Here is a 24,662-nt window from a genome sequence, read left to right as displayed (position 1 = left end):
AGCTCAGACCAGCAGGTCCACCACGGGCTTCACGTAGCTGCGGAACAGTTCCGGCTGGGACAGCAGCTCGGTGCTCATGATGATTTTATCCGGCTCCAGGTACCAGGCCCGCGGCTCGGCAAGGGGCAGTTCAACGATGGTCAGGGTGAAGTCGTTGGCGGCGCGGCCCACCTCAAGCAGCCGGTCCTCAACCATGTCCTGCAGCAACTGCACCCCGCCGGCGGCTTCGCGCTCCGCCTCAAGGGCAACGTACTCGCCGCGGCGCTCCCGTGCCCAGGACAGCGCCGCGCCGAAATGCGCCTGCAGCACACGGCGGAGGGCAGGGGAATTACCGAAGGCGCGGAAGCCGGGCGGCCCCAGTTCCGGGGACATCTCGGGATGGGCCTTCAGGAGCTGTTCCCACCAGGCTTCCCATTCCGTCTTGAGCGCGCTCAGCCCGCCAACCTCCGCGATGAGGTGGGTGTGGTCCGCTGCCCGGATCTTCGGTGCCGCCTGGCAGAGCGCAGGGTGCCCCGCGCTGTCAAGGCCGGCGGCGTCGCGAACATAAAGTGCAATGAGCATGGGACCCGAAGTGTCCATGGTGATTCGCCAGCCCGGCCCGCCTGTGTGGTGCATCCGATTGCCTCCTTGGCAAGACGTACGTTTCCAGTCTATTCCTCAAGTTAACGCACGTTAATGCCCGCCGGTGTAGCTGACCAGTCCGGTGAGATGGGACTCCAGCACGTCGGTGCACATCTGCGCGGTCATCCATTCGGGCTGCAGCAGTGCGTGCATGGTGAGCCCGTCCAGGGTGGCCAGCAGCCGCTCCGCCTCCGTGACCAGCCGCTGCTGGTCCATGGCCGCGTCTGTGTTTGCCGCCGAGGCAACTTCCATCACGAGCCGCCCGACGATCGCGGCGACGGCGCGGTGGCTCCGGTCGGCTTCCGGGGCCAGGAACGGTTTGGTCCTGGCGGCGTTTTTGAACGCCATCCAGACGCAGGCGTCAACGGCGCGTTCCTGATCCAGCGGAAGAAACTCGCCCAGCAGGGTTAACACGCCCTGGTGGTGTTCCGGGGTCCCGGGCCGCGCCTCCGCGAGGCGCTCGTCGGCCGCCGTCAGCCGGCTGACGATCCGGTCCACAACGACCCCGAAGGAATGCGTCAGGAGTTCGTCGCTGCTGGCGAAGTAGTGCCGGACCGACCCGACCGCCAGTTCCGCCTCGTCCGCGACTTCGCGGAGCGAGGCCCGTTCCAGCCCGTCCGCTGCGACGATCCGGAAGACCGCTTCGACCACTTCCTGGCGCCGCAGTGCGGCGTCGACAAATTTGGGCATTAGTCTGTTTTAGCACGGATGTGCGCGGACGACGTCGGGCCACACCGTCCGGGATCGTCCCGCCTGGGTCAGGGGCGGCCCCCGCCCACCGGAGCCGCACCCGGGCCGGCCCGGCCCGGCCGGCCCCGGCCCGGCCCCGGCCCGGCCCCGGAATGCAAAAGACGCCGGCCGCGCACCCCGAGGGGTGCGCGGCCGGCGTCGTACTGCTGGGTCATGCCCCGGGTATTACACCGAGGGGTAGTTGCGCTCCGGCTCGCCGATGTACAGCTGCCGCGGGCGGCCGATCTTGGTGTTGGGGTCGCTGATCATTTCACGCCACTGGGCGATCCAGCCCGGCAGGCGCCCAATCGCGAAGAGCACGGTGAACATCTTCTCCGGGAAGCCCATGGCCTTGTAGATCAGGCCGGTGTAGAAGTCCACGTTCGGGTAGAGCTTGCGCTGGATGAAGTAGTCATCATTCAAGGCCTTCTCTTCGAGGCGCAGGGCGATCTCCAGGAGTTCGTCGTTACCGCCGAGCTTCGTGAGGATCTCGTGGGCCGTGGCCTTCACGATCTTGGCGCGCGGGTCGTAGTTCTTGTAGACACGGTGTCCGAAGCCCATCAGGCGGACGCCGTCTTCCTTGTTCTTGACCTTCTCCATGTAGTCCTCGGGCTTGGTGCCGTCGGCCTGGATCTGGCGCAGCATCTTCAGCACTGCCTCGTTGGCGCCGCCGTGGGCGGGGCCGAAGAGGGCGTTGATGCCGGCCGAGACCGAGGCGAAGAGGTTGGCGTTGGAGGAGCCGACCAGCCGGACCGTGGAGGTCGAGCAGTTCTGCTCGTGGTCGGCGTGCAGGATCAGGAGCAGGTCCAGCGCCTTGGCAACGACCGGGTCCACCTCGTACTGCTCGGCGGGCAGGCCGAAGCTCAGACGCAGGAAGTTCTCCACGAGGTTGTGGGAGTTGTCCGGGTAGAGCATCGGCTGGCCGATGCTCTTCTTCAGGGCGTACGCCGCAATGACCGGCATCTTCGCCAGCAGCCGGTAGGTTGAGACCTCAACCTGTTCGGCGTTGAAGGGGTCCAGCGAGTCCTGGTAGAACGTGGAGAGCGCGGACACGGCCGAGGACAGCACCGGCATCGGGTGGGCGTCGCGCGGGAAGCCGCTGAAGAAGCCTTTCAGCTCTTCATGCAGCAGGGTGTGGTGGCGGATCCGCTGGTCAAATGCTTCCAGTTCGGTGGTGGTCGGCAGGTTGCCGTAGATCAGCAGATACGAAACTTCAAGGAAGCTTGAGTGCTTGGCGAGCTGCTCGATCGGGTATCCGCGGTACCGGAGGATACCGGCGTCGCCGTCGATGTAGGTGATGGCGGAAGTGGTTGCTGCGGTGTTCATGAAGCCGGGGTCGAAAGCAACGGCACCGGTCTGCTTCAGCAGCTTGGAAACGTCGTAGCCTTCGTTTCCTTCTACAACCTTGATGCGCGGGAGTTCGAGCTCGCCGCCGGCATGGCGCAGGGTTGCGCTGGTGGTCTCAGTCATGGAGTCTCCTCTGAGGCCTCGGGGGCCTCTGTAGAAAGCTGGTCCAACTTTTGGTGAAGCCGCCCACGGAACCTGTTTTGGACACGGATTCCAACGGCTGCGCTGCCTTCTTGTGGAAAGCCACCATTGATAGTCAGTTAAAAACTACCGGCAGTTTCCGGGTGGCACTAATCCGAGGCCATCCGGAACCCGCCAGAACGCGCCAGTTGTGGCACGTGTCACAGCATTGTTACGGGCCGGCGGCCAGACGCGAGGCGGCGGCGTCGATCCGCTCATCGCTTGCCGTCAGCGCGACGCGGATGAATCCGTTGCCGGCGTCGCCGTAGAAAACCCCCGGGCCGACGACGATCCCGCGGTCCGCGAGCCGTCCAACCGTGTCCCAGGTGGCTTCGCCCGCGGTGGCCCAGAGGTAGAGCCCTGCCCGGGATTCGTGGATGGTCAGCCCAAAGCGCTCGAGCGCCGGCACGATCCGTTCCCGGCGCCCCCGGTAGAGGTCCTTCTGCGCCTGGACGTGCGCATCGTCGCCGAGGGCGACCCGCATGGCTTCCTGGACCGGGTAGGGAACGATCATGCCCGCGTGCTTGCGGCTGTTGACCAGGTTCGCCATGATGGCGGGGTCACCGGCCACAAAAGCGGCACGGTAACCGGCCAGGTTCGACTGCTTGCTCAGGGAGTACACGGCCAGCAGGCCTTCATGGGAGCCTTCCGCGACCTGTGGGTCCAGGATGCTGGGCACCGGGGCTCCCCCTCGCTGGACGTCCCATTCGCCCCACCCCAGTTCGGCGTAGCACTCATCCGAAGCCACCACGGCGCCGAGCGCGCGGGCCTGCCGGACGATCCCGCGGAGCGATTCGGCGTCGCGGACGCTTCCAGTGGGGTTGGCCGGGGAGTTGACCCAGACCAGGCGCACCCTGGCGCGGGTGGCGGCGTCGAGCTCATCGAGATTGTCCGCGGCGACATGCTCAGCGCCGGCGAACGTGGCGCCGATGTCATAGGTGGGGTAGGCGACGGTGGGACGGACGACGACGTCGCCAGCCTTGAGGCCGAGCAGGAACGGGAGCCAGGCCACGAGCTCCTTGGACCCCACGGTGGGCATGATGTCCTGCGGGTCCAGCCCCGGCACGCCGCGGCGGCGTTCAAACCACGCGGCGATCGCTTCCCGGAGTCCGGCCGTGCCGTGGACCGTAGGGTAGCCGGGGGCGTTCGCTGCCGAGCGCAGCGCCTCCTGAACCACTTCGGGGGTGGCGTCCACCGGAGTCCCGATCGACAGGTTGGCCACTCCCCCGGGGTGTTCGGCTGCCCTGGCAATGTACGGCGCCAGGGCCTCCCACGGGTAGTCGGGCAGGCTGAGGCCGAAGCTGCGCAGCGCAGATGTCACCGATGTCCGCCTTAGCTCTCTTGGTTCTGCGGCGGCAGGGCGGCGATCATCGGGTGGTCCGTGTGGGTGTTGCCGACCTTGGCGGCCCCGCCCGGGGACCCCAGGTCGTCGAAAAATTCAACGTTGGCCTTGTAGTAGTCGGCCCATTCCTCGGGAGTGTCATCCTCGTAGTAGATGGCTTCGACGGGGCAGACAGGCTCGCAGGCACCGCAGTCCACGCACTCGTCGGGGTGGATGTACAGGGAACGCTCACCCTCATAGATGCAATCGACGGGGCACTCTTCAATACATGCCTTGTCCTTGACATCTACACACGGCTGCGCGATTACGTACGTCACGTCCCTGGCCTCTCCACGTTGGTTCCGGCGACCGCCGGAAAGCTGCTCCCGGCCTGAGCGCCGGGCTGCTGACTTCTGAGCCTATTATCTCCCGGGCCGTTCCCGCGAACCTAGCCGGGCGTCACACGGGTCCGCACTATTGAATCTACCGGACCTAGTATGAACGTGTGAGTTCCCCGACGAGTTTGCCCCAGCAGTTCCTTGCCGCCGCCGATCTGGGAACCCGGGTGGTTGTCAGGTACCGGGTGGAGGGCGGCCTGACGGACGCCCTGGGTGAGCTGGTGGCACGCACCGACGGCGGCTGCACCATCCGCACCCGCCGCTCCGACGTCGTGGTCCCGCTGGCGCTGGTGGTGGCCGCCAAGCAGGTCCCGCCGGCCCCGCCCCGCCGCGCTCCCCGCGGCCCCGCGCTCCCCGGGGGACATGCCCTCCCCTGAGGTGCCCCCGCCGCCAGGCCCAGTGCCACCGGGGGGACATGCCCTCCCTTGGCCTGCACCGACCCGCCCGCCGAGTGGACATGCCCTCCCTTGGCCTGCACCGATGAACATAGAGCCACTATGTCCATCGGCGGCCGGATGCGTGGGGCATGTCCCTGAAGTCCCGGCGCCGGACGGCGGCCATGTCCAGCGGGGGCTGTGAACGACGGACATTTCCGGCGGCCGACAAGCAGTAGCCGGAGGCCATGCCCAGTGCTAGGCGGCAACAGAGAGCCCGTTCAGTGCTTCGCGGACCATGGCGATGAACTCCTCGGGCCGGTTCAGGAGCAGGGAGTAGCTGACAACAAGGATGGGGATGCCGCGCCGGGTTGTCACGTTCCAGCGCCGCCGGTCCTCCTCAAAGCTAGCCCGGTCCATGTGGAAGCCTGCACCGTCCGTCTCGATGCCGAGCCTGCCGTCGACCATGAGATCGAGGTGGCCCATGCCGGGGATGTTGACCTGGGACTCCACATGAAAACCGGCCCTCCGCAGCCAGTACCGGGCCATGCACTCGATGATGGACTGCGATTGCGGCACGATCCGGGCCGCCATCCGGCGCGCCCTCACATCATTGCGGCCGGACAGCCGCTGCCGTAGGGCCGTGAGTGACAGGCTCTTGAGGACGACGGCGGATTCGGCAATCACCAGGCCGTCGAGTTCGGGCAGGCAGCGCAGGCTTTGCACAACGGTGTCCAGCAGGGCGGGCGGTGCCGCGGACCGGTGGCAAATGAAGCCTGGATAGCTGCGGCTGTGCGGGACGGCAATATGGGGTTGCCCGGGCGGTTCCAGGACCCAGAGGCCCTGGAACTGCGCCGCCGTGGCACATGCTGGCTCCGCCGGCAGCGACCGGATGGCTATGAGCCGGGCATCGGCGCCGGGGACAGCGTAGACGCCGCGGGCCACCCGGGAAACCGCCCCCGAGGCGAGGGCGGACTTGAGCTGGAAGTCCGAGACGCCGGCGGCAGCGAGGTGTTTGGCGCGGGCAACGCCGTCGTAGTTGGACAGTACTTCGGTGAGATTGACCATGCGGACATCGTGGCGCCGGAGGCTCAGAAAGGAACAGGGCCCCGCCCCGCTATGTGCACAAGGACAGGCCCGGTGGACCGGCCTCTTGGAGGACACGCTCCGCGTCCGGGGTTGCTCCCCCGCTGCCGGCAATGCGCATGTCCCCGGGCGGAGCGCTAAGGATGGACATGTCCCCGGCTGCGGGGGGAGCGGGAATGGGCATGTCCCCCGCAGGGTGCAGAGATTGGACATAGTGCCGTTATGCCCACCCGCGGCCTCCAAGAATGGGCATGTCCCCCGGGGCGGGCGGGTGGGGTGGTGCGGGGGTGACAGCGGGACTGCCTGCGGGGGTGTCAGCGGGCACGCCTGCGGGGGCTCAGGTGCGGAGCGGGCGGTAGCGCCGGCACCAGGCCAGCATGCCGACGGTGACCACCGCGATGCCGTAGATCCAGAGGTTCCCGGCCAGGTCGCCGATGATGAGCCGCTTGCCGTTCCCCATCGTGGACCACCAGCCCGCCAGCGCATAGCAGAGGGCGCCGCAGGCCGCCGTCGGAAGCGCCGAGCGGAACGCGGCGCCGAGCCACAACTCCACGGCCCCCAGCAGAACCAGCGCGGCGGCGGCACCCCATGGCACGTCGACGCCTGCGACCAGGATGTCCTGCCCGTGCAGCATCGTGCCCGCGAGGGCAGCAAAAAGAGCTGCCGGCACGGCGGCGGCAATACCGCCTGCCATGCCGGCAGCTCTCTTATTCACAAATAATCCGTTGTTTCAGCGCAGAACGCGGAAACTAGACCTTCGCGCGGGCGCGGTTGGACTTGGCGCGCTGGTTGACGTCGAGGATGAGCTTCCGGATCCGGATGGATTCCGGGGTGACCTCGACACACTCGTCTTCGCGGGCGAATTCGAGGGACTCTTCGAGGGTCAGGTCGCGCGGGGGCGTCAGGTTCTCGAAGGTGTCGGACGAAGCGGCACGCATGTTGGTGAGCTTCTTTTCCTTGGTGATGTTGACGTCCATGTCATCGGCGCGGGAGTTCTCGCCGACGATCTGGCCCTCGTAGACCTCGGAGGTGGGGCGGACGAAGAAGGATCCGCGTTCCTGCAGGTTGATCATGGCGAACGGCGTCACAACACCGGCGCGGTCGGCGATCATCGAACCGTTGGTGCGGTATTCGATCGGGCCGGCCCAGGGCTCGTAGCCCTCGGAGATGGACGCTGCGATGCCGGCGCCGCGGGTGTCCGTGAGGAACTTGGTGCGGAAACCGATCAGGCCACGGGCCGGAACGATGAACTCCATGCGGCACCAGCCGGTGCCGTGGTTCGCCATGTTGGTCATGCGGCCCTTGCGGGCAGCCATGAGCTGCGTGACGGCGCCGAGGTACTCTTCCGGCACGTCGATGGTCATGTGCTCCATCGGCTCGTGGACCTTGCCGTCGACGAGCTTGGTGACAACCTGCGGCTTGCCGACGGTCAGCTCGAAGCCTTCGCGTCGCATCTGCTCGACCAGGATGGCCAGCGCGAGCTCGCCACGTCCCTGGACTTCCCAGGCATCCGGACGCTCGGTCGGGAGCACCTTGATGGAGACGTTACCGATCAGTTCCTTGTCCAGGCGGTCCTTGACCTGGCGGGCCGTGACCTTGGCACCCTTAACCCGGCCGGCCAGCGGCGAGGTGTTGATACCGATGGTCATGGAGATGGCCGGATCGTCGACGGTGATCAGCGGCAGCGGCTGCGGGTTGTCGACGTCAGTCAGGGTCTCACCAATGGTGATGTCCTCGATGCCGGCGACGGCGACAATCTCGCCGGGGCCGGCGGACTCGGTCGGAACGCGGTCCAGCGCCTTGGTGGCCAGCAGTTCGGTGATCTTGACGTTCTTGAGTTCACCGTTGGCGCGGGCCCAGGCAACGGTCTGGCCCTTGCGCAGGGTGCCGTTGTAGATACGCAGCAGCGCCAGGCGGCCGAGGAACGGGGAGGCGTCCAGGTTGGTGACGTGCGCCTGGAGGACACCGTTCGGGTTGTAGGTCGGAGCCGGGATGTGCTCGATGATGGCCTGGAACAGCGGCTCGAGGTCCTCGTTCTCGGGAGCCGAACCGTCGGCGGGCTGCTCGAGGGACGCACGGCCAACCTTGGCGGCGGCGTAGACAACCGGGACGTTGAGGATCTTGTCCAGGTCGAGGTCCGGAACTTCGTCGGCCAGGTCGGAGGCCAGGCCCAGGAGCAGGTCCATGGACTCGTGGACGACTTCGTCGATCCGGGCGTCGGGACGGTCGGTCTTGTTGACCAGGAGGATCACCGGCAGGTGGGCGGCGAGGGCCTTACGAAGGACGAAGCGGGTCTGGGGCAGCGGGCCCTCAGAGGCGTCAACGAGGAGGACGACGCCGTCGACCATCGACAGGCCGCGCTCGACCTCGCCACCGAAGTCGGCGTGGCCGGGGGTGTCGATGACGTTGATGGTGATGGTCTCGCCCTTGGAGGACGGTCCGTTGTAGGCCACGGTGGTGTTCTTGGCCAGGATGGTAATGCCCTTTTCGCGCTCGAGGTCGCCGGAGTCCATGACCCGGTCTTCGAGGTGGTTGTGCGCGGCAAAGGAGTTGGTCTGCTTGAGCATGGCGTCGACCAGAGTGGTCTTGCCGTGGTCAACGTGGGCCACGATCGCGACGTTGCGCAGGTCACTGCGCGATGCAGTGGCTACCGCGGTGTTGGTGGTGGTTTCAGACATGCGTTATTGCTCGATTCAGTGGTGAAGTCAGCTGTTGTATCGCGACATTTCCAACCGGAACGCACGACGGTTACGCCCCTTTGGCACAGGGCACCTTCATCCATTCTAAACGCAAGGGCATTTATTGGCCTAAAATCCCTCAATCCCGGCATACCGGCCCGGGCAGTCAGCGCGGGAGATCTGGCCGCGGGCGTGAGTAAAATCACTGGATTTTACGGCCTTCATGCCCCATCATTGCTGGGACAGCAGCAGCCAACCCGGAGACATCCATGCGATACGCCCCGGCTCTGTCCCGCTTGGCCGCACCGATGATCGCCGTAGGCATCCTGGTTGCCGGCTGCGGGCAGGCCCCTTCCACCCCCGCCGACGGCGCCGGGGAATCCCCCCTTTACGGTCTCTACGGCCAGAGCGTTCCTGCGCCTGCCGGGGCTCCCGGCGAGCCTCTGGCTGCAGGCTCCAACGGCACCAGGAAACTCGCCCAGGGGACCGCAACGGCAGGCATGCCCGCGGGCACCATTTACCGGAATCCTGCCAACGGCCGCAACGAGGTGGTCGTGGCGGATATCGCGGGGACGGCTGTGCTGATCGGCGATTCCCAGTCCGAGCCCGCTGGTTCCTGGCCCCGCACAGCCCTGGCAAGCCTGGGCTACAAGGTCCACTTCTGCGGCCGGGGCGGCACCGGCTTCGTGGCTTCCAACGGCACCACCGGCAATTATCCGGACGCCCTGCAGCGCGGCGACTGGCTGCTCCCCTACGGTTCGCCGCCCCTGGTTGTGATCGAGGGCGGCGGCAACGACGCCGCCCGCGGCGCAACCGACCAGCAGATCTCAGGGAACGCCGAGCGGCTGATCGCCAGCGTCCGGCAGCGCTACCCCGCGGCGCGGTTGGCCATGGTCGGGACCCTCGCCCGCGGCGCCGGCAACGGGGGCGGGCGCCGTTCCGAGGTCGACGCCCTGCTGGGCACGGTGGCGGCCAGGAATTCCATTTCCTTTGTCAGCGTCGGCGACTGGCTCACGCGCTACGACCTGTCGCAATCCATGGCCGACGGCGTCCACATGAGTCCCGGGGGCCACGCCGCCCTGGCCGCCCTGCTGGCCCGGAAGCTGGACGAACTCGGCCTCCGGACTCCGGTGCCCGTGCCGGCGGAGTCCGCGGCAACCCCCTGAGCGCCGGCCTCGTTCCCTGACCGCCCAAGTTCGCTAAGAGGCTGGCCGCCCAAGTTCCTTAATCGACAGGAGCCGGCGCCCGCCCGGAGGGGCGGACACCGGCTCATGTGTCTTTCAGTTCAGTCCAGACGGCTCAGGCAACTTCCGGGGGCAGCATCAGGCGCGCACCCGGGATGGCGTTGAGCAGCGCCTTGGTGTACTCCTGCTGCGGCGCGTCGAAGACGTCGTCGGTGGAACCCGTTTCCACCAGCTTGCCCTGCTCCATGACGCACACGTGGTCGGCGATTTGCCGGACCACCGCGAGGTCGTGGGTGATGAACAGATAGGTCAGGCCCAACCGGGACTGCAGTTCCGCGAGCAGGTTCAGCACCTGCGCCTGCACCAGGACATCCAGGGCGGACACGGCCTCATCGCAGATGATCACCTCGGGATCCAGTGCGAGGGCCCGCGCGATCGCGACGCGCTGGCGCTGGCCGCCCGAGAGCTCGTTCGGGTACCGCTGCATGGTGGACTGCGGCAGCGACACCTGGTCCAGCAGTTCGCGGACCTTCTTCTCGCGGCTGGCTTTGTCCCCGATCTTGTGGGTCCGCAGCGGCTCCTCGATGGTCCGGAAGATGTTGTACATCGGGTCCAGGGAGCCGTAGGGGTCCTGGAAGATCGGCTGCACCCGGCGTCGGAAAGCGAAGATCTCCTTGCTGTTCAGCGTCGAGGTGTCAACGCCGTCGAAGATGATCTTGCCGGAGGTGGGCGTCAGGAGGTTAAGGACCATCTGCGCCACGGTGGACTTGCCGGAACCCGACTCCCCCACGATCGCCGTCGTGGTCCCCCGCTTGACGCTGAAGGAGACGTCGTCGACGGCGCTGAAGTCCGTCGACTTGCCGAACCCGGAGCGCAGCTTGAAGACCTTGCTCAGGTTCTGGATCTGCAGTACGTCTTCAGCCACCGCCGGTCCGGCGGCTGTAGCCTCGCCGGGGGCCAGCAGCTCGTCCGATTCGACGCCCAGTTCCTTGGCAACCTGGATGCGTCGGGATGCCAGCGACGGCGCCGAGGCCACCAGGCGCTGGGTGTAGGGGTGCTGCGGGTTCTGCAGCAGCTCCAGGGACGGCCCCGACTCCACCACCTGCCCGCGGTACATGACGACGACCTTGTCCGCGCGCTCGGCGGCCAGGCCGAGGTCGTGGGTGATCAGCAGCACGGCTGTGCCGAGCTCGGTGGTCATCTTGTCGAGGTGGTCGAGGATCTGCCGCTGAACGGTGACGTCCAGGGCCGATGTCGGCTCATCGGCGATCAGCAGGCGCGGCTGGCAGGACAGCCCGATGGCGATCAGCGCCCGCTGGCGCATGCCGCCGGAGAACTCATGCGGGTACTGCTTGGCCCGCCGGGCGGCGTCAGGCAGCCCTGCCTGGGACAAGACCGTGGCGACGTCGTCCCGGCCGCTGGGAAGCCCGTTGGCCTTCAGCGTCTCCTTGACCTGGTCGCCGATTTTCCATACCGGGTTCAGGTTGGACATCGGGTCCTGCGGGACCATGCCGATGCTGTTGCCGCGGAGTTCGATCATCCGCTTCTCCCCGGCATTGGCGATGTCTTCGCCATCAAACAGGATCTGACCGGCCGAGACGCGGCCGTTGCCCGGAAGCAGCCCGATGGCGGCCAGCGCCGTCGTCGACTTGCCCGAACCGGACTCGCCCACGATGGCCACCGTCTCGCCCGGCATGATGGTCAGGTGCGCGTTCCGCACGGCCTGGACGTCGCCATTGCTGGTGGCGAAGGTGATCGCCAGATCCTTGATTTCAAGCAGCGGGCGCACAGCGGCAAAGCCCGCTTCCTGGACGTCAGCTTCCTGGATTTCAACAGAGATGTTCAAGGTGTCCCCTTTCATCGCTTGCGCGCTTTGGGATCGAGGGCATCACGCAGGGCGTCGCCCAGCATGATGAAGCTCAGGACGGTGATGGACAGCGCGATGGCAGGGTAGAGCAGCGGCATCGGGTTGGACCGGAGCGAGGCCTGCGCTGCCTGGATGTCATTGCCCCACGACATCACGCTGGGCGGCAGGCCGATGCCGAGGAAGGACAGCGTGGACTCGGCCACGATGAACGTGCCAAGCGAAATCGTGGCGACGACGATGATCGGGGCCAGCGAGTTCGGCATGACGTGGCGCATGAGGGCGCCGAACTTGGAGACACCCAGCGACCGGGCGGCGGTGACGAAGTCAGCATTGCGGACCTCGATCACAGCACCGCGGGTAATGCGGGCGATCTGCGGCCAGCCGAAGGTCACCAGGATCACCACCAGGGTCCAGACCGTCCGGTTGGCGCGGAACATCGGCAGCTGCATCAGCACAATGGCGCCAAGAATCAGCGGCAGTGCAAAGAAGATGTCGTTGATGCGCGCCAGGACGGCGTCCACCCAGCCGCCGTAGTAGCCGGCCACGGCACCCATGACGCCGCCGATGAGGAGTACGCCGAGGGTGGTGAACAGGCCCACCGTCACCGAGGAACGTGTCCCGAAGATAACGCGCGCATAGACGTCGCAGCCCTGCTGGGTGAAGCCCAGCGGATGGCCGTCGGCAGGTCCCGCGTCCGAGTTCGCCAGCTGGCAAGCCTCGGATGTGGGATCGATCCCGGAGAACAGCCCCGGGAACAGCGACACTGCCGCCACAAAGAGGATCAGGACAGCCGATATCAGGAACAGCGGCTGCTTGCGCAGATTCCGCCAGGCCTCCCCCCTGAGGCTCAGGGGTGCCTTGTCCTCCTTGACGCGGTCAGTCGCCTGGAGGGGCGTCTCGGCGAGGTCTGCAACAAAATGCTCATTGTGGCGCTCCACGAGAGCGGCGGCGCTGTGCTTTGAAGTGTTCTCATCAGGAGTCATAGCGGATCCTCGGGTCAAGCCAGGCGTACAGCAGGTCAACGAGCAGGTTGGAAAGGCAGTAGATCAGCACCAGGACGGTGACGATCGAGACCACCGTCGGGCCTTCCCCTGACAGGACGGCCCGGTAGAGCCGGTTGCCGACCCCAGGGATGTTGAAGATGCCTTCGGTGACGATCGCGCCGCCCATCAGGGCGCCCAGGTCCGCGCCGAGGAACGTGATGACGGGGATCAGGGAGTTGCGCAGAATGTGCACGCGGACAACCTTGAAACGGGACAGGCCCTTGGCCGAGGCGGTGCGCACATAGTCGGCGCTCATGTTCTCCAGCACGCTGGTCCGGGTCAGCCGGAGGACATAGGCAAAGGAGCCCAGGCCCAGGACGATTGCCGGCAGGATCAGGTCCTGCACGGTCGCGGCCGGGCTGACCGTGGGTTTGGCCCAGCCGAGCTGGACGCCGATGAAGTACTGCAGCAGGAAGCCGAGCACGAAGATCGGGATGCCGATGACAATGAGCGATGCCACAAGGACCGTCGCGTCGAACAGCTTGCCCTTGCGCAGACCGGCGATGAGGCCGAAGAGGATGCCGAAGAAGGCTTCAAAGATCAGGGCCATGATCGCGAGCCGGGCCGTGACCGGGAAGACCTCGCCGAGCACTGCGGCGATCGGGCGGCCGGAGAAGTCCTGGCCGAGGTCAAAGGTGAAGATGCTCTTCAGGTAGAGCAGGTACTGGACCCAGAACGGCTGGTCCAGGTGGTACTGGGCCCGGAGCTGGGACGCCACGGCCTCGTTGACCGGCTTGTCGCCGAAGAGTGCCACGATGGGGTCGCCCGGGAGGCTGAAGACCAGGAAGTAGACGAGCAGGGTTGCGCCCAGGAATACGGGAATCAGCTGGAGGAATCGCTTGAGGATGTAGGTCGTCATGAGCGGACGACACCCCCGGAAGCGGCCATCCTGTCCAGGGATGCGGTGGAGTTGTTCATCAAAGAACCTTTTCACTATGGATGCGGGCCGACGCCGGTTCACTCACGGCGGGCGGCCGACTAAAAGTTCGCCCGAAGAGCCGGGCCGTCAAAAAATGCAGGAAAACACGACGACGGCGGAGGCCCCAGTCTGGGCAGCCCCCGCCGTCGTTATGTGGTTACTTGCCGGTTACGTTGTAGTACAGCGGGACGCCGTCCCAGCCGTAGTCAACGTTGCTGACCTTGTCGCTCCAGCCGCCCTGGGCAACCTGGTACCACAGGGGGATGGCCGGAAGGTCCTGGAGAAGAATCTCCTGGGCCTTGTTCATGGCCTTGTTGCCATCAGCCACGGTCGAGGCGTTCAGGCCGTCGGAGACAGCCTTGTCGAACTCCGGGTTCGCGTACTTGGCGTCGTTGGAGCCGGCACCGGTCTTGTAGATCGGGCCGAGGAAGTTGTACAGCGACGGGTAGTCTGCCTGCCAGCCGGCGCGGATGGAACCGGTCAGCGTCTTGGCGGTGGCGTCGTTGCGGGCTTCCTTGAAGGTTGCGTAGGGCTTGCCTTCAACCTTGATGCCGAGGGTGTTCTTGAGCTGGTTGACGACAGCTTCGACCCATGCCTTGTGTCCGCCCTTGTCGGCGTTGTAGGCAATGGTGAACGTCTCGTTGGAGTCCCACTTCTGGATGGCGTCGGCCTTGGCCCAGGCCTCCTTGGCCTTGGTGGCGTCGAACTTCAGGTTCTCGGATCCGGGGACCGAGTCGCTGTAGCCGTCCAGCACGGGGGCCGTGAAGTCCTTGGCGGGCTGGCGGGCGCCGCTGAAGATGACCTTGGTGATCTCGTCGCGGTTGATTGCCATCGAGATTGCCTGGCGGCGCAGCTTGCCGGCCTCACCGCTCCATTCCGGCAGGTACTCCGGGATGGCGATGGTCTGGTTGCCGGCGTACGGCTTGTTGATGGTGCGGTCGCCGAGGTCGGACTTGAAGTTCTTCAGCGCGCTCGTGGGGATGGTCTGCAGGATGTCCAGGTTGTTGGACAGCAGGTCCTGGTACGCGGCGTCGTCGTTCTGGAAGATCTTGAACGTCACGCCGGCGTTCTTGGCCTTGCGGGGACCGGTGTAGTCCGGGTTCGGGACAAGCTGGATCTGCACGTTGTGCTGCCAGCCGCCGTCAGCAAGCTTGTAGGGGCCGTTGCCGACCGGCTTTTCGCCGAAGCCCTTCGGGTCCGCGAGTGCGCCGGAGGGGACCGGCACGAAGGCGGTGTAGCCGAGGCGCAGCGGCCAGTCAGACTCAGGCTGCTTCAGTTCGATGGTGAACGTCTGGTCGTCAACGACCTTCAGGCCGGACATGGTGGTGACGGTGGAGCCTTCTGCGCTGGCCTCGTCGTAGCCCAAGATGCTTTCGAAGAATCCGCCGCTGAGCTGCGCGTTCTTGGCTGCCGCGCCGAAGTTCCAGGAATCAACGAAGGACTTGGCCGTGATGGCCTCGCCGTTGGTGAACTTCTGGTCCTTCTTGACCTTGATGGTGAAGTGCTGGCCGTCCTTGCCTTCAATGGACTCAGCCAGTTCGTTGACGGGCTTTCCGCTGGGGTCGTAGCTGACCAGGCCCGCGAAGATCATGTCGATGACCTTGCCGCCGCCAACCTCGTTGGTGTCGGCCGGCATCAGCGGACGCTGGGGCTCGGAGCCGTCGGCGAGGATGACTTTGCTGGTGTTGCCACCGGTGGTGCCGCTACCGGCGGCAGTGCCACCGGCGCCGCATCCGGACAGGGCGAGAGCGGCGATAGCCGCCAGGCCCAGTGCTGTGGAAGTGCGCGAAAAACGCATTCCGCCTCCTATGAGTTGTGGGAGTTCGTGAGGGAAAGACTTATGCTTCCCCGCAGGCAGGCACAGGGATATCCCCTGTGACGTGGCCTACATATGCGAGTAGCCTATCCCGAGGATGTCCAGATGCTGGAACTCTGTTGCCAAACCGTGACCCGACAAAAGCGTGACCGATGGAGTCAATCGCGATGTATTTCACGTCACACGCTACCGGCTGGTAAAATTCGCCGCCGGGGCAGCCTGGTTAGGGGCGGTTAACTCGTTCCGGCCTCCAGCAATTGGGCGCGCAACTCGCGGCGCTCCCGCTGTTTTTCCGGATCGGGGAGCGGCACTGCGGCCAGGAGGCGCTGGGTGTAGGGTTCCTGCGGGTTGCGCAGGATCTGGTCCCGGGTGCCCTGCTCGACGATGCGTCCGCGCTGCATCACGCAGATCCGGTCCGCAAGCACGTCCACGACGGCGAGGTCGTGGGTGACGAACAGGCAGGCGAACCCGAGTTCCTTCTGCAGGTTCTGGAAAAGATCGAGCACCTTGGCCTGCACGGAGACATCCAGGGCCGAGGTGGGCTCGTCGGCGACCATCAGTTTCGGCTTGAGCGAGAGTGCCCGCGCGATGCCGACGCGCTGCTTCTGGCCGCCGGAGAGCTCGTGCGGGTAGCGGTTGCGGTAGTTCCGCGGGAGCTCCACCTGGTCCAGCAGCTCCTCGATCCGCTTCTGCAGCTCGACACCTTTCGCCACCCCTGCGAGGAACATCGGCTCCCCGATGCTCTCGCCGATCGGAAGCCTCGGGTTCAGCGACGACGACGGGTCCTGGAACACCATGCCGACGTGCCGGCGCATCTCATGAAGCTGCCGGCCGTTCCGTTTGGCGGCCGAGATGTCCTGGCCGACGACCTTCATGGTGCCGGCCGCGACCGGCAGCAGACCGACGGCGGCACGGCCGATCGTGGTCTTGCCCGAACCTGACTCCCCCACCAGCCCGACGACCTGTCCCGGATAGATGACCAGGTTGGCGCCCTCCACGGCGCGGAATGCGGGAACACGGCCCTGTTTGGGATACTCGATCGCCACGTCCGTCAGTTCCAGCACCGGCTCGCCCTGCGGCCTCGCGGCCTCGGCGGCGGCCAGGGCCTCGGCGTTCTCACGTTCGCGCCGGAGGAGCTGATCTTCCGGGATCGAGGAGAGCTCGGCCTTGGTTGCCGCGGCGAGGGCGGCGGTCACGTCCACTTCCCCGGCGGAGTCCGCGCCGCCCTGGCCAAGGTGCGGGACGGCAGCGAGCAGGGCCTTGGTGTACTCATGCTGCGGGTTGTGGAAGATCTCGGCCGCCGTGCCGGTTTCCACGATCACACCGCGGCGCATCACGGCAATCCGGTCAGCCAGGTCAGCCACGACGCCCATGTCGTGGGTGATCAGGACGATGGCGCTGTCCAGCTTGTTCCGCAGGTTGCGCATGAGGTCCAGGATTTCCGCCTGGACCGTCACATCCAGGGCGGTGGTGGGTTCGTCGGCGATCAGCAGCTTCGGGTCGCAGGACAGGGACTGGGCGATCATGGCGCGCTGCCGCTGGCCGCCGGAGAGCTGGTGGGGGTAGGACCGGAAGGCCTTCTCCGGATCCGGCAGCTCCACGAGCTCGAGCATCCGCAGGGCACGCAGCCGGGCTTCGTCCGGAGAAACCTCGCTGTGCAGCCGGACGGTCTCCACGATCTGGGCGCCCACGGTGTAGACCGGGTTCAGGGCCGTCATGGGCTCTTGGAAGATCACGGCCACTTCCTTGCCACGGACCGCCCGGATGTTGGCCTCGTTCGTGCCGAGCAGCTCCTGGCCGGCGAGTTTGACACTTCCCGTCACGCGGCTGTTGCTGGGCAGCAGGCCGAGCAGGGCCATCGAGCTGGCACTTTTGCCCGAACCGGACTCCCCCACGATCGCGAGCACTTCACCGGCGCGCACCTCATAGTTCAGGCCGATCGCTGCGGGGACCCATTTCTTATCCACACCGAAGTCCACGCTGAGGTTGCGCACTTCGAGGACGGGTCCCCCCCGCTCAGGCGCCGGGGTAACGGCCGGGTCGAGGGCGATGAAGTCAGTCATGATGGGGTCTTCCTTCCGTCCGGGCCGCAGGCGCACCGGGGATTAGTGCTGCGGCTCGGAATACTGAATTATTGGGGGCATGAGCTCCGCGCCGCACGCCGGTAAAGTTGAAATCTTCAAAGCCCGAACGAACAAATGGTTCGCATGGCTGTCCTGGGCGGTGGCCGGTGTCGGCATCGTGGCCATGGCGGTCTCCCCCGGCCCCGGTGCCCTGGCCGGCATCGCTCCGCTGGTGCTGATCGCGTTCCTGGGCTGGCAGCTCTTCTGGCTCCCCGCCGTCGTGGTGTCTGACGCCGGGATCAGCCTGGAGAACCCGTTCCGCTCCATCACGGTTCCGTGGGCGGCCCTGGTGCACGTCGATACGCGTTTCGCCCTGACCCTGGTCACAGCGGGGAAGAGCTACACGTCGTGGGCCGCCCCGGCGCCCGGGATCTGGGGCGGCCGGAACGCCCGGCCGGAGGACCTCCAGGGGCTTCCGGCCACAACCTACGGGCCGGCCCGGTCCGTGCGGCCCGGGGATCTCAAGTCCACGGACTCCGGCCAGGCGGCCCGGCTGGTGCGGGAGCGCTGGGATGACCTCGCCGAAAGCGGCCAGCTGGCGGCCGGCGACGCCGCCGTCACCCCTGCGACGGTGACTTACCGCTGGAAGGCAATGATCATTGACGTGCTGCTGCTGGCGGCCAGCTACTGGGCCGTGGCCGGCCAGTAGCCGGCAGCCCGGCCGCCCGGCTCGAAACCGGACCGTCATCTACTTGCCCTTGAGTTCGTCGAACGCCGTGACCGGAGCCGGATCCACTTCGATTTCCGCGGCCTTCTTGGCGTTGAACTTTTTCTGACGCGGGTCGAACGCGTCCCGCAGGCCATCGCCGATGAAGTTGATGCTCAGGCAGATCAGCACGATGAACAGACCCGGGAACCAGAAGAGCCACGGCCGGGTCGCAAAGGCCGCCTGGTTCTGCGAGATGAGCAGCCCCAGCGAGGTGTCCGGCGCCTTGACGCCGACGCCGAGGTAGCTCAGGGCCGTCTCGGTCAAAATCGCGGCCGACATGGTCAGGGTGACGTTGACGATGAGCACGCCAACGGCGTTGGGCAGGATGTGTTTGAAGATGATGCGTGCGTTGCTGGCACCGGAGATCCTTGCCGCGTCGACGAACTCACGTTCACGCAGCGACAGGAATTCACCGCGCATCAGGCGGGCCAGGCCCACCCAGCTAATCAGGCCCAGAAAGATCCCGATGGCGAGGACGCCGTTGTTGCTGGCGAAGGAGGCGAACCAGCTACCCGAGTCCCGCCGTCCGGCCAGCTGCGCCATCACGGCCGCCAGCAGCAGGGCGGGGATGATAATGATGACGTCGGTGAGGCGCATCAGGACGGCCTCGGTCCAGCCGCGGAAGTAGCCGGACAGGGCGCCGACGATGACCCCGATCAGGCCGGCAATGAGGCCGATCACGATCATGATGGTGATCGACTGCTGGGCCCCGCGCATGGTCATGGCGAAGAGGTCGCGGCCGATCCGGTCCTGGCCGAACGGGTGTTCCCCCCAGGCCGGCGGGATGATCGAGGCTGTCGGGGCGCCGTCGTTGATCAGCGGGGAGACGTCCTCATGGCTGTACTTCCACCAGCCGGGAATGCCCGCATAGCCGACGGAGGTGAAGGCCATGATGAAGATGATGGCGAAAACCACGAGTCCGATGATCGCGCCGGAGTGGCCGAGGAACCGCTTGCGTACGATCTGGCCCTGGCTGAGGCCTTTAGCCTCAAGAATGGGTTCGATGCCGACCACGTCCGGGCCGTCCACCCCCGCGCTTTCGGCCATGATTTCGTCCTGCTGGCTTGGCTGGCTCATGCTTTTACCCTTACCCGTGGATCAAGTGCGGAGTACGCTAGGTCCGCAATGAGGTTGAAGACCATGGCCGTAATGGCCACGCAGATGAAGACACCCATGACGGGGTTGGGGTCGATGTGCTGGATGCCGTCAAGGAACAGGAAGCCCATCCCCCGGACGGAGAAGACCGACTCGGTGATAACGGCGCCGCCGATCAGGCCGCCGATGTCGAACGCCACAATGGTGGCGATGGGAATCAGCGCATTCCGGAAGGCATGGCGCATGACGACGGTGCGTTCCGAGAGGCCCTTGGCCCGGGCGGTCCGGATGTAGTCCATGTTCATGATTTCCAGCATCGAGGCGCGGGTGAAACGGGTGTAGCCGGCGAGTGAAATGAGGATCAGTGCCAGGGTCGGGAGGATCAGGTGCGTAAAGGAGTCCAGGCTCAGGATCCAGAAATCACCTTCGATGTTCGGGGTGCTGGCGCCGATGGTGGCGATGGGGCGCCCGCGGACCCGGCTGTTGTTGAAGTAGCTGGGCCATGCCTGCATGTAGCGGTCCAGCATGATGAGGAATCCCACCAGGAAGGAAGTCAGGGCCGCCGCGCGCATGGACTGGCCGCGGTCGTAGCCGCCCATCAGGAATCCGATGGCCAGTCCGACCAGCACGGCCGCCACGGCAAGCAGCACCATCATCAGGAACGTGGCCTCGTCGAGCAGCGGCTGGATCAGGAAGTAGACCACGAGCCCGACGCCGACGGCGATCAGCGCGGACTGCAGCGCCTTGCGGTTTTTCAGGCCGGCCGAGAGCAGCGTGACGGCGAACGCGATGCCGACGCCCGCGATGGCGATGACGACGGGGCCGAGTCCGGGGTTCTTGAACCATTCAGTGGCGGAGAAGTAGATCAGCACGGCGCTCACGAACAGGAAGGCCACGCCGCCGGTGAGCAGCCTGCGCTTCATGGCGCCGCCGGCGGCCACCGCCGTTATGACGCCGGCCACGGCGCCGATGGCCAGCGCAGTGGCCATGGGCACATCGGGGTTCCTGAGAAAGTCATTGAAGCCGATCGCCCCGAATTCCTTGAGCAGGACGGCGACCCAGAAGATCGGCAGGGAGAAGAACAGGAACGCCATGAACGTCACGCCGTAGTCCAGCGTGCTGTACTGGCGCAGGGCGGTGACGATGCCCAGGGTGATGCCGATCAGGATGGCCAGAATGGTGGCGCCGGTGACCAGGGTCAGGGTCTGGATCAGTGCGTGCCCCAGGGCGTCGGTGATGGGCTGGCCGGCGATGTTCTTGCCGAGATCGCAGGAGTTGGCGAAGGGGATGAGACATTGCGCCGCACCGCCGAGCCATTTGAAGTACCGCAGCGGGGCGGGAGTGTCCAGCTGCAGGAGTTCGGTCCGCGCGTCGATCAGCTGCTGTTTGTTGGGCGCGCTGCTGGCGCGGTACTCCTCGAGCGGATCCCCCGAGGCCGCTGTCAGGAGATACACCAGGAAGGAAGCGCCGAGAAGGATGAGGGCGGCCGTGATGAGCCGCCGGACTATGTAGGTCACCATTGGAATCGAACCTCGGTATTCGGGCCCAGGGATTGCCCGGACCAGTCGCAGACTCTGGCCTTTTCCCGCAGACAACGCGGCGCGGGCCAAGGCATCGGGGGTGTCGCCAGAAAGGCGTCGGGACCGTTCGTGCCCTGGTCCCGACGCCTTTCCGGCAAATGCTACGTGCGGTCGTCGGCTACTTCTGAGCCCACTCCCAGAAGTTCCACCAGACACCGGTCTGGTTCGGCATGTACTTCACGCCGGTGATGCGGTCGCTGTACGCGTCCACGCCGACTGCCTGGAAGAGCGGGAGTCCGTAGGCGGAGTCCCAGATCTTCTTGTCGATCTGGGTGATGAGTTCATTCTGCTTGGTCTTGTCCGTGGTGACAATCAGTTCGTCCATCAGCTTGTCGGCGTCGGGATCGCTGAACATGTTGAAGTTGGAGTCGTTGCCGGTCTTGAAGATCTGCGGGACGCCGGAAACGCCGACGCCCGAGTTGATCCAGCCGAAGATGGTGGCATCGTAGGAGCCGTCGCCGAGGGCCTTGCCCCAGTCAGACTTTCCGAGGCCGCCGTCGACAATCTTGAAGCCGGCCTTGGTGGCGGATTCGCGGATCAGCGAGTAGGCGTCAACACGGTTGGGGTTGTCCTTGTTGTACATGACGCGGACTTCCGGGGTGGCACCGTTGAGGAGCTTCTTGGCGCCTTCGATGTCAACGGCCTGGTAGGCCGAGGATCCGTTGTTCTTGACCGAATCGGCGTATGAGGCCTGGTCCGGCACGAACAGCTGGGAGTCCAGCGGCGCAGCCTTCGGGTCAAGCTTCTTGACGATCTTGTCGACGATGTCCTTGCGCGGAACGGACTTCATGAACGCCTCACGGACATTCTTGTCGGCGAAGGGTCCGCTGTAGTTCAGGTCGATGTGGTCGTAGGAGAGCTGGTTGCCCACCTCGACCGTGACGCCCTGGCTTTCCAGGGTCTTGAGCTGCTCCACCGTGTCAGCGGAAGCCTGCGGGGCGATGATGTCTGCCTCGCCGTTCTTGAGCGCCTGGACCTGGGCGGCGGAATCGCCGATGTAGCGGACGGTGATTTCGTCGAGCTTCGCTTCCGGGCCCCAGGCGTAGTCCTTGTTCTTGACCATGGTCAGGGACTGGTCCTGGTTGACACCCTTGACGATGTAAGGGCCGTTGGAGAGGTACAGGCTCGGGTCCGCCGGCAGGGTCTTGGTGTCGAAACCGGTGTTCCACAGCTCGGACATGGCCTGGAGCTGCGCGTTGGCCGGCTTGGGAGCCGCTTTGTCGCCGCGCGGCATGCCTTTGAGGAGGGCAACGAATGCCTTGGCGTCCGTCAGGCCGGCCTTCTTGGCGAGAACGTGGGCCGGGATGTCGATGCCGGGTCCGCCGAGCGCGATTTCCCAGTCGGCGAAAGGCTTGGAGTACTTGATCGTCATGGACTTGCCGTCGTCACTGAGCTCCGGGAAATCCGTCAGGGCGATGCCGGTGGGGTCCCCGGCGTACGAGAAGTAGGACGTTCCGGTCTTTGCCTTGGCGTCGGCGTCGTTGTAGTAGCCGGAGAAGGCGGCCCACTGCAGCAGGAGGTCGGCAGTGGTGACCGGCGTGCCGTCTGACCACTTCACACCGTCATTGATGGTGTACTTAACGGTCAGCGGATCGTCCGAGGACTTCTCCATCTTGCCGAACTTCTCGTTCCGCACGACGTTCAGCTTGTTGTCGATGTAGAAGAAGCCCGAGTGCGTGGCGTAGCTGATCTTCGAGTTGATGTCCGTGTTGCCGTCGGCCGTGTTGGGGTTGAACGTGTTGAAAGCGTTCACCTCTACTACGGTTGCCGATCCGCCTGTCTTGCCTGCTGCCGCAGCAGTCGTCGGGGTTGTCCCGCCGCTGTTGCCGGCGCAAGCGCTGAGGGCGAGAGCAGCTGCTGCTGCCACGCCCACTGCTTTGGAAATACGACCGAATCGCATTCCGCCTCCTTGTTTCTGTGGTGTGGTTGAGACCGGGTCCCGTAGGCACCGGCAGACGTTCACACTCCCCCAGCGGCAGTGTGGCCCGTCTCACATGGGATGTAGCGTAAACCCCAAAATGATCGATGGGCGCGGAAAGTTGACCAGCTGTAAAGTTCGTTACCGAGCTGCAACATTCGACGGATTTTCACCGGCCGAATTCCATACTGAGTATTGACGCGCTGGTCGCTCCGCGCTAATGTCCCCGGGCACAGGAAAAGCCCCGATTCTGGAATCGGGGCTTTTCGAGTTAATCCTTAATTACTTGATGAAATCATCATGCCGTAACACGTTGAAGCCGAACCCGACAACAGTCGGTGGCAGGTCAATCTCACATGGCCCACCCGGCACCCCGCCGAGATATCCCCGTCGCTGCCCAAACTTGGCCTGGGATGGCGGGCTGCTCCTGACGAACGGCCCAGTTCCGGAGGTAATGTCTTGGAGGGTAACTTCCCACCGTTGTCGGTATCGCCCCTTGGTCCCCCACCTATCATGGGCATCAGCCGTACACCGATCCCTGAAGGAGGCTCATGCCCGACTCCTCACGACCGCTGCGCAAGCTTGGATTCCTCACGATCGGCCTGTTCGATCCGGCGGATCCAGCCGCGGGGCACGAATCGACGTTGCAGATCATCGAACTGGGCGAGCGGCTTGGATTCGACAGCGCCTGGCTGCGCCACCGCCATCTGCAGTTTGGAATCTCCTCGCCCGTTGCAGTCATGGCCGCGGCCAGCCAGCGGACCTCGCGGATCGAGCTTGGAACCGCTGTGACGCCGATGGGCTGGGAAAACCCGTTGCGCCTGGCCGAGGACCTGGCCACGGTGGATCTGCTCGCCGGCGGCCGAATCAATCCCGGGCTGAGCGTGGGTGAACCGATGCACTACGACACGGTGAAGCATGAGTTGTACCCGGATTCCGCCGAGCTGGAGGACTTCGGCTACGCACGCCTGGACCGGCTTGCCCGTCTGATTGCAGGGGAACCGCTCCGGGAATTTTCCGGCAAGCAGGGTGTCGTCGAGGAATTCTCCAACCGCGTGGAGCCGCACTCTTCGGGGCTGCGCGGACGACTTTGGTATGGGGCGGCAAGCAAGAGGTCCGCCATCTGGGCAGGGGCCAACGGATTCAATCTGCTCTCCAGCAGTGTGATCTTCCCCGAGACTGGTCAGGAACCGCCGTTTGCCCATATCCAGCAATCACAAATCCGTGCCTACCGTGAAGCCGCCGCGACATCAGCGCAACCGCACGGACCAGCCCGGGTCTCGCAGGGTCTGGTGGTGATTCCGACCGATTCGGCTTCAGCGACACAGCGGGAAAAGTACCAACGATACGTTGATGAACGCACTCCCCGTACCCGGGCACCCCAGGGGCCAAAAGGTATGCTGTTCGCCCCCGATCTCATCGGCACCAGCGACCAGATTGCCGAACAGTTGTACGCCCACGCGGGGTTCCTGGAGGTCGATGAGGTGGCGTTCGCGCTGCCTTTCAGCTTTGACCATGAGGACTACGTCCAAATCCTCACCGACATGGCCACCAAGCTGGGTCCTGCCCTGGGATGGACCCAGGCGGGGGTTGAGCAAGCGGGGAACACACCGTGCTGACGATAAATCAGCGGGGACTAAAAGTGTTCACAAAAAAATCGCGCCCCGGCCGTGC

At 65.5% G+C, this 24,662-nt stretch carries 20 protein-coding genes; 4 read left to right on the top strand and 16 right to left on the bottom strand.

Annotation, left to right across the window (positions count from 1 at the left end):
• Positions 1 to 3 precede the first annotated feature (3 nt).
• The 5 genes from AC1MFL_RS14950 to fdxA form a co-directional block, all read right to left on the bottom strand.
• Entirely contained in the window at positions 4 to 615 is a 612-nt protein-coding gene (locus tag AC1MFL_RS14950; RefSeq protein ID WP_479810696.1) for a hypothetical protein, read from the bottom strand.
• A 57-nt stretch (positions 616 to 672) separates the two neighbouring features.
• Entirely contained in the window at positions 673 to 1,311 is a 639-nt protein-coding gene (locus AC1MFL_RS14945; protein ID WP_479810694.1) for a TetR/AcrR family transcriptional regulator, read from the bottom strand.
• A 225-nt stretch (positions 1,312 to 1,536) separates the two neighbouring features.
• On the bottom strand, positions 1,537 to 2,820 hold the full coding sequence (locus tag AC1MFL_RS14940; protein ID WP_479810692.1) for a citrate synthase: 1,284 nt from the start codon (positions 2,818 to 2,820) through the stop codon (positions 1,537 to 1,539).
• Positions 2,821 to 3,049: 229 nt separating this feature from the next.
• Positions 3,050 to 4,198, bottom strand: a complete 1,149-nt coding sequence (gene dapC / locus AC1MFL_RS14935) for a succinyldiaminopimelate transaminase (RefSeq protein WP_479810690.1) — start codon at positions 4,196 to 4,198, stop codon at positions 3,050 to 3,052.
• 11 nt (positions 4,199 to 4,209) lie between these two features.
• A complete protein-coding gene (fdxA, locus tag AC1MFL_RS14930) occupies positions 4,210 to 4,536 on the bottom strand; it encodes a ferredoxin (protein WP_226762298.1) in 327 nt (108 codons plus the stop codon).
• Between the two features lie 167 nt (positions 4,537 to 4,703).
• Between fdxA and AC1MFL_RS14925 the strand changes: the two genes are divergently transcribed.
• A complete protein-coding gene (locus tag AC1MFL_RS14925) occupies positions 4,704 to 4,973 on the top strand; it encodes a putative acetyltransferase (protein ID WP_479810688.1) in 270 nt (89 codons plus the stop codon).
• Between the two features lie 255 nt (positions 4,974 to 5,228).
• Here AC1MFL_RS14925 and AC1MFL_RS14920 read toward each other — a convergent pair whose 3' ends face one another.
• From AC1MFL_RS14920 to typA, 3 genes are all read right to left on the bottom strand, one after another.
• A complete protein-coding gene (locus AC1MFL_RS14920) occupies positions 5,229 to 6,038 on the bottom strand; it encodes a type IV toxin-antitoxin system AbiEi family antitoxin domain-containing protein (protein ID WP_479810686.1) in 810 nt (269 codons plus the stop codon).
• A gap of 355 nt (positions 6,039 to 6,393) precedes the next feature.
• A complete protein-coding gene (locus AC1MFL_RS14915; RefSeq protein ID WP_479810684.1) occupies positions 6,394 to 6,771 on the bottom strand; it encodes a hypothetical protein in 378 nt (125 codons plus the stop codon).
• 34 nt (positions 6,772 to 6,805) lie between these two features.
• Complete coding sequence (typA, locus tag AC1MFL_RS14910; RefSeq protein WP_301224858.1) at positions 6,806 to 8,734, bottom strand: translational GTPase TypA; 1,929 nt, start codon at positions 8,732 to 8,734, stop codon at positions 6,806 to 6,808.
• Positions 8,735 to 9,003: 269 nt separating this feature from the next.
• Here typA and AC1MFL_RS14905 point away from each other — a divergent pair, with 269 nt between their 5' ends.
• Positions 9,004 to 9,900: an SGNH/GDSL hydrolase family protein gene (locus AC1MFL_RS14905; RefSeq protein ID WP_479810682.1), complete on the top strand. Its 897-nt coding sequence runs from the start codon at positions 9,004 to 9,006 to the stop codon at positions 9,898 to 9,900.
• Between the two features lie 133 nt (positions 9,901 to 10,033).
• Here AC1MFL_RS14905 and AC1MFL_RS14900 read toward each other — a convergent pair whose 3' ends face one another.
• From AC1MFL_RS14900 to AC1MFL_RS14880, 5 genes are all read right to left on the bottom strand, one after another.
• Complete coding sequence (locus tag AC1MFL_RS14900) at positions 10,034 to 11,779, bottom strand: ABC transporter ATP-binding protein (RefSeq protein ID WP_479810680.1); 1,746 nt, start codon at positions 11,777 to 11,779, stop codon at positions 10,034 to 10,036.
• The gene (locus AC1MFL_RS14895) at positions 11,776 to 12,768 is read right to left on the bottom strand and encodes an ABC transporter permease (protein WP_479810678.1); all 993 of its coding nucleotides are present in this window, start codon (positions 12,766 to 12,768) and stop codon (positions 11,776 to 11,778) included. The genes AC1MFL_RS14900 and AC1MFL_RS14895 overlap by 4 nt, the downstream gene beginning before the upstream one ends.
• A complete protein-coding gene (locus AC1MFL_RS14890) occupies positions 12,758 to 13,687 on the bottom strand; it encodes an ABC transporter permease (protein WP_479810676.1) in 930 nt (309 codons plus the stop codon). The genes AC1MFL_RS14895 and AC1MFL_RS14890 overlap by 11 nt, the downstream gene beginning before the upstream one ends.
• Positions 13,688 to 13,904: 217 nt before the next feature.
• Positions 13,905 to 15,545: a peptide ABC transporter substrate-binding protein gene (locus AC1MFL_RS14885; RefSeq protein WP_479810674.1), complete on the bottom strand. Its 1,641-nt coding sequence runs from the start codon at positions 15,543 to 15,545 to the stop codon at positions 13,905 to 13,907.
• A 251-nt stretch (positions 15,546 to 15,796) separates the two neighbouring features.
• On the bottom strand, positions 15,797 to 17,626 hold the full coding sequence (locus AC1MFL_RS14880) for an ABC transporter ATP-binding protein (RefSeq protein ID WP_479810672.1): 1,830 nt from the start codon (positions 17,624 to 17,626) through the stop codon (positions 15,797 to 15,799).
• Positions 17,627 to 17,705: 79 nt separating this feature from the next.
• Here AC1MFL_RS14880 and AC1MFL_RS14875 point away from each other — a divergent pair, with 79 nt between their 5' ends.
• Positions 17,706 to 18,335: a PH domain-containing protein gene (locus AC1MFL_RS14875; RefSeq protein ID WP_479810670.1), complete on the top strand. Its 630-nt coding sequence runs from the start codon at positions 17,706 to 17,708 to the stop codon at positions 18,333 to 18,335.
• 39 nt (positions 18,336 to 18,374) lie between these two features.
• Here the strand turns inward: AC1MFL_RS14875 and AC1MFL_RS14870 are convergent, their stop codons facing one another.
• The 3 genes from AC1MFL_RS14870 to AC1MFL_RS14860 all read right to left on the bottom strand — a co-directional run bounded on the left by AC1MFL_RS14870 (position 18,375) and on the right by AC1MFL_RS14860 (position 22,970).
• Complete coding sequence (locus AC1MFL_RS14870) at positions 18,375 to 19,442, bottom strand: ABC transporter permease (protein WP_479815484.1); 1,068 nt, start codon at positions 19,440 to 19,442, stop codon at positions 18,375 to 18,377.
• A gap of 26 nt (positions 19,443 to 19,468) precedes the next feature.
• Positions 19,469 to 21,010, bottom strand: coding sequence for an ABC transporter permease (locus tag AC1MFL_RS14865; RefSeq protein ID WP_479810668.1), 1,542 nt, complete (start codon positions 21,008 to 21,010; stop codon positions 19,469 to 19,471).
• A 178-nt stretch (positions 21,011 to 21,188) separates the two neighbouring features.
• Positions 21,189 to 22,970 carry an ABC transporter family substrate-binding protein gene (locus AC1MFL_RS14860; protein WP_479810666.1) on the bottom strand — a complete coding sequence of 594 codons (1,782 nt, stop codon included), beginning with the start codon at positions 22,968 to 22,970 and terminating at the stop codon, positions 21,189 to 21,191.
• A gap of 569 nt (positions 22,971 to 23,539) precedes the next feature.
• Here AC1MFL_RS14860 and AC1MFL_RS14855 point away from each other — a divergent pair.
• Positions 23,540 to 24,607 carry an LLM class flavin-dependent oxidoreductase gene (locus tag AC1MFL_RS14855; protein ID WP_479810664.1) on the top strand — a complete coding sequence of 356 codons (1,068 nt, stop codon included), beginning with the start codon at positions 23,540 to 23,542 and terminating at the stop codon, positions 24,605 to 24,607.
• Positions 24,608 to 24,662: the final 55 nt, after the last annotated feature.

The organism is Arthrobacter sp. BG3, assembly GCF_056680185.1.
Note: the sequence above shows the minus strand (reverse complement) of the source record. Positions and strands in the feature narration are given on the sequence as shown.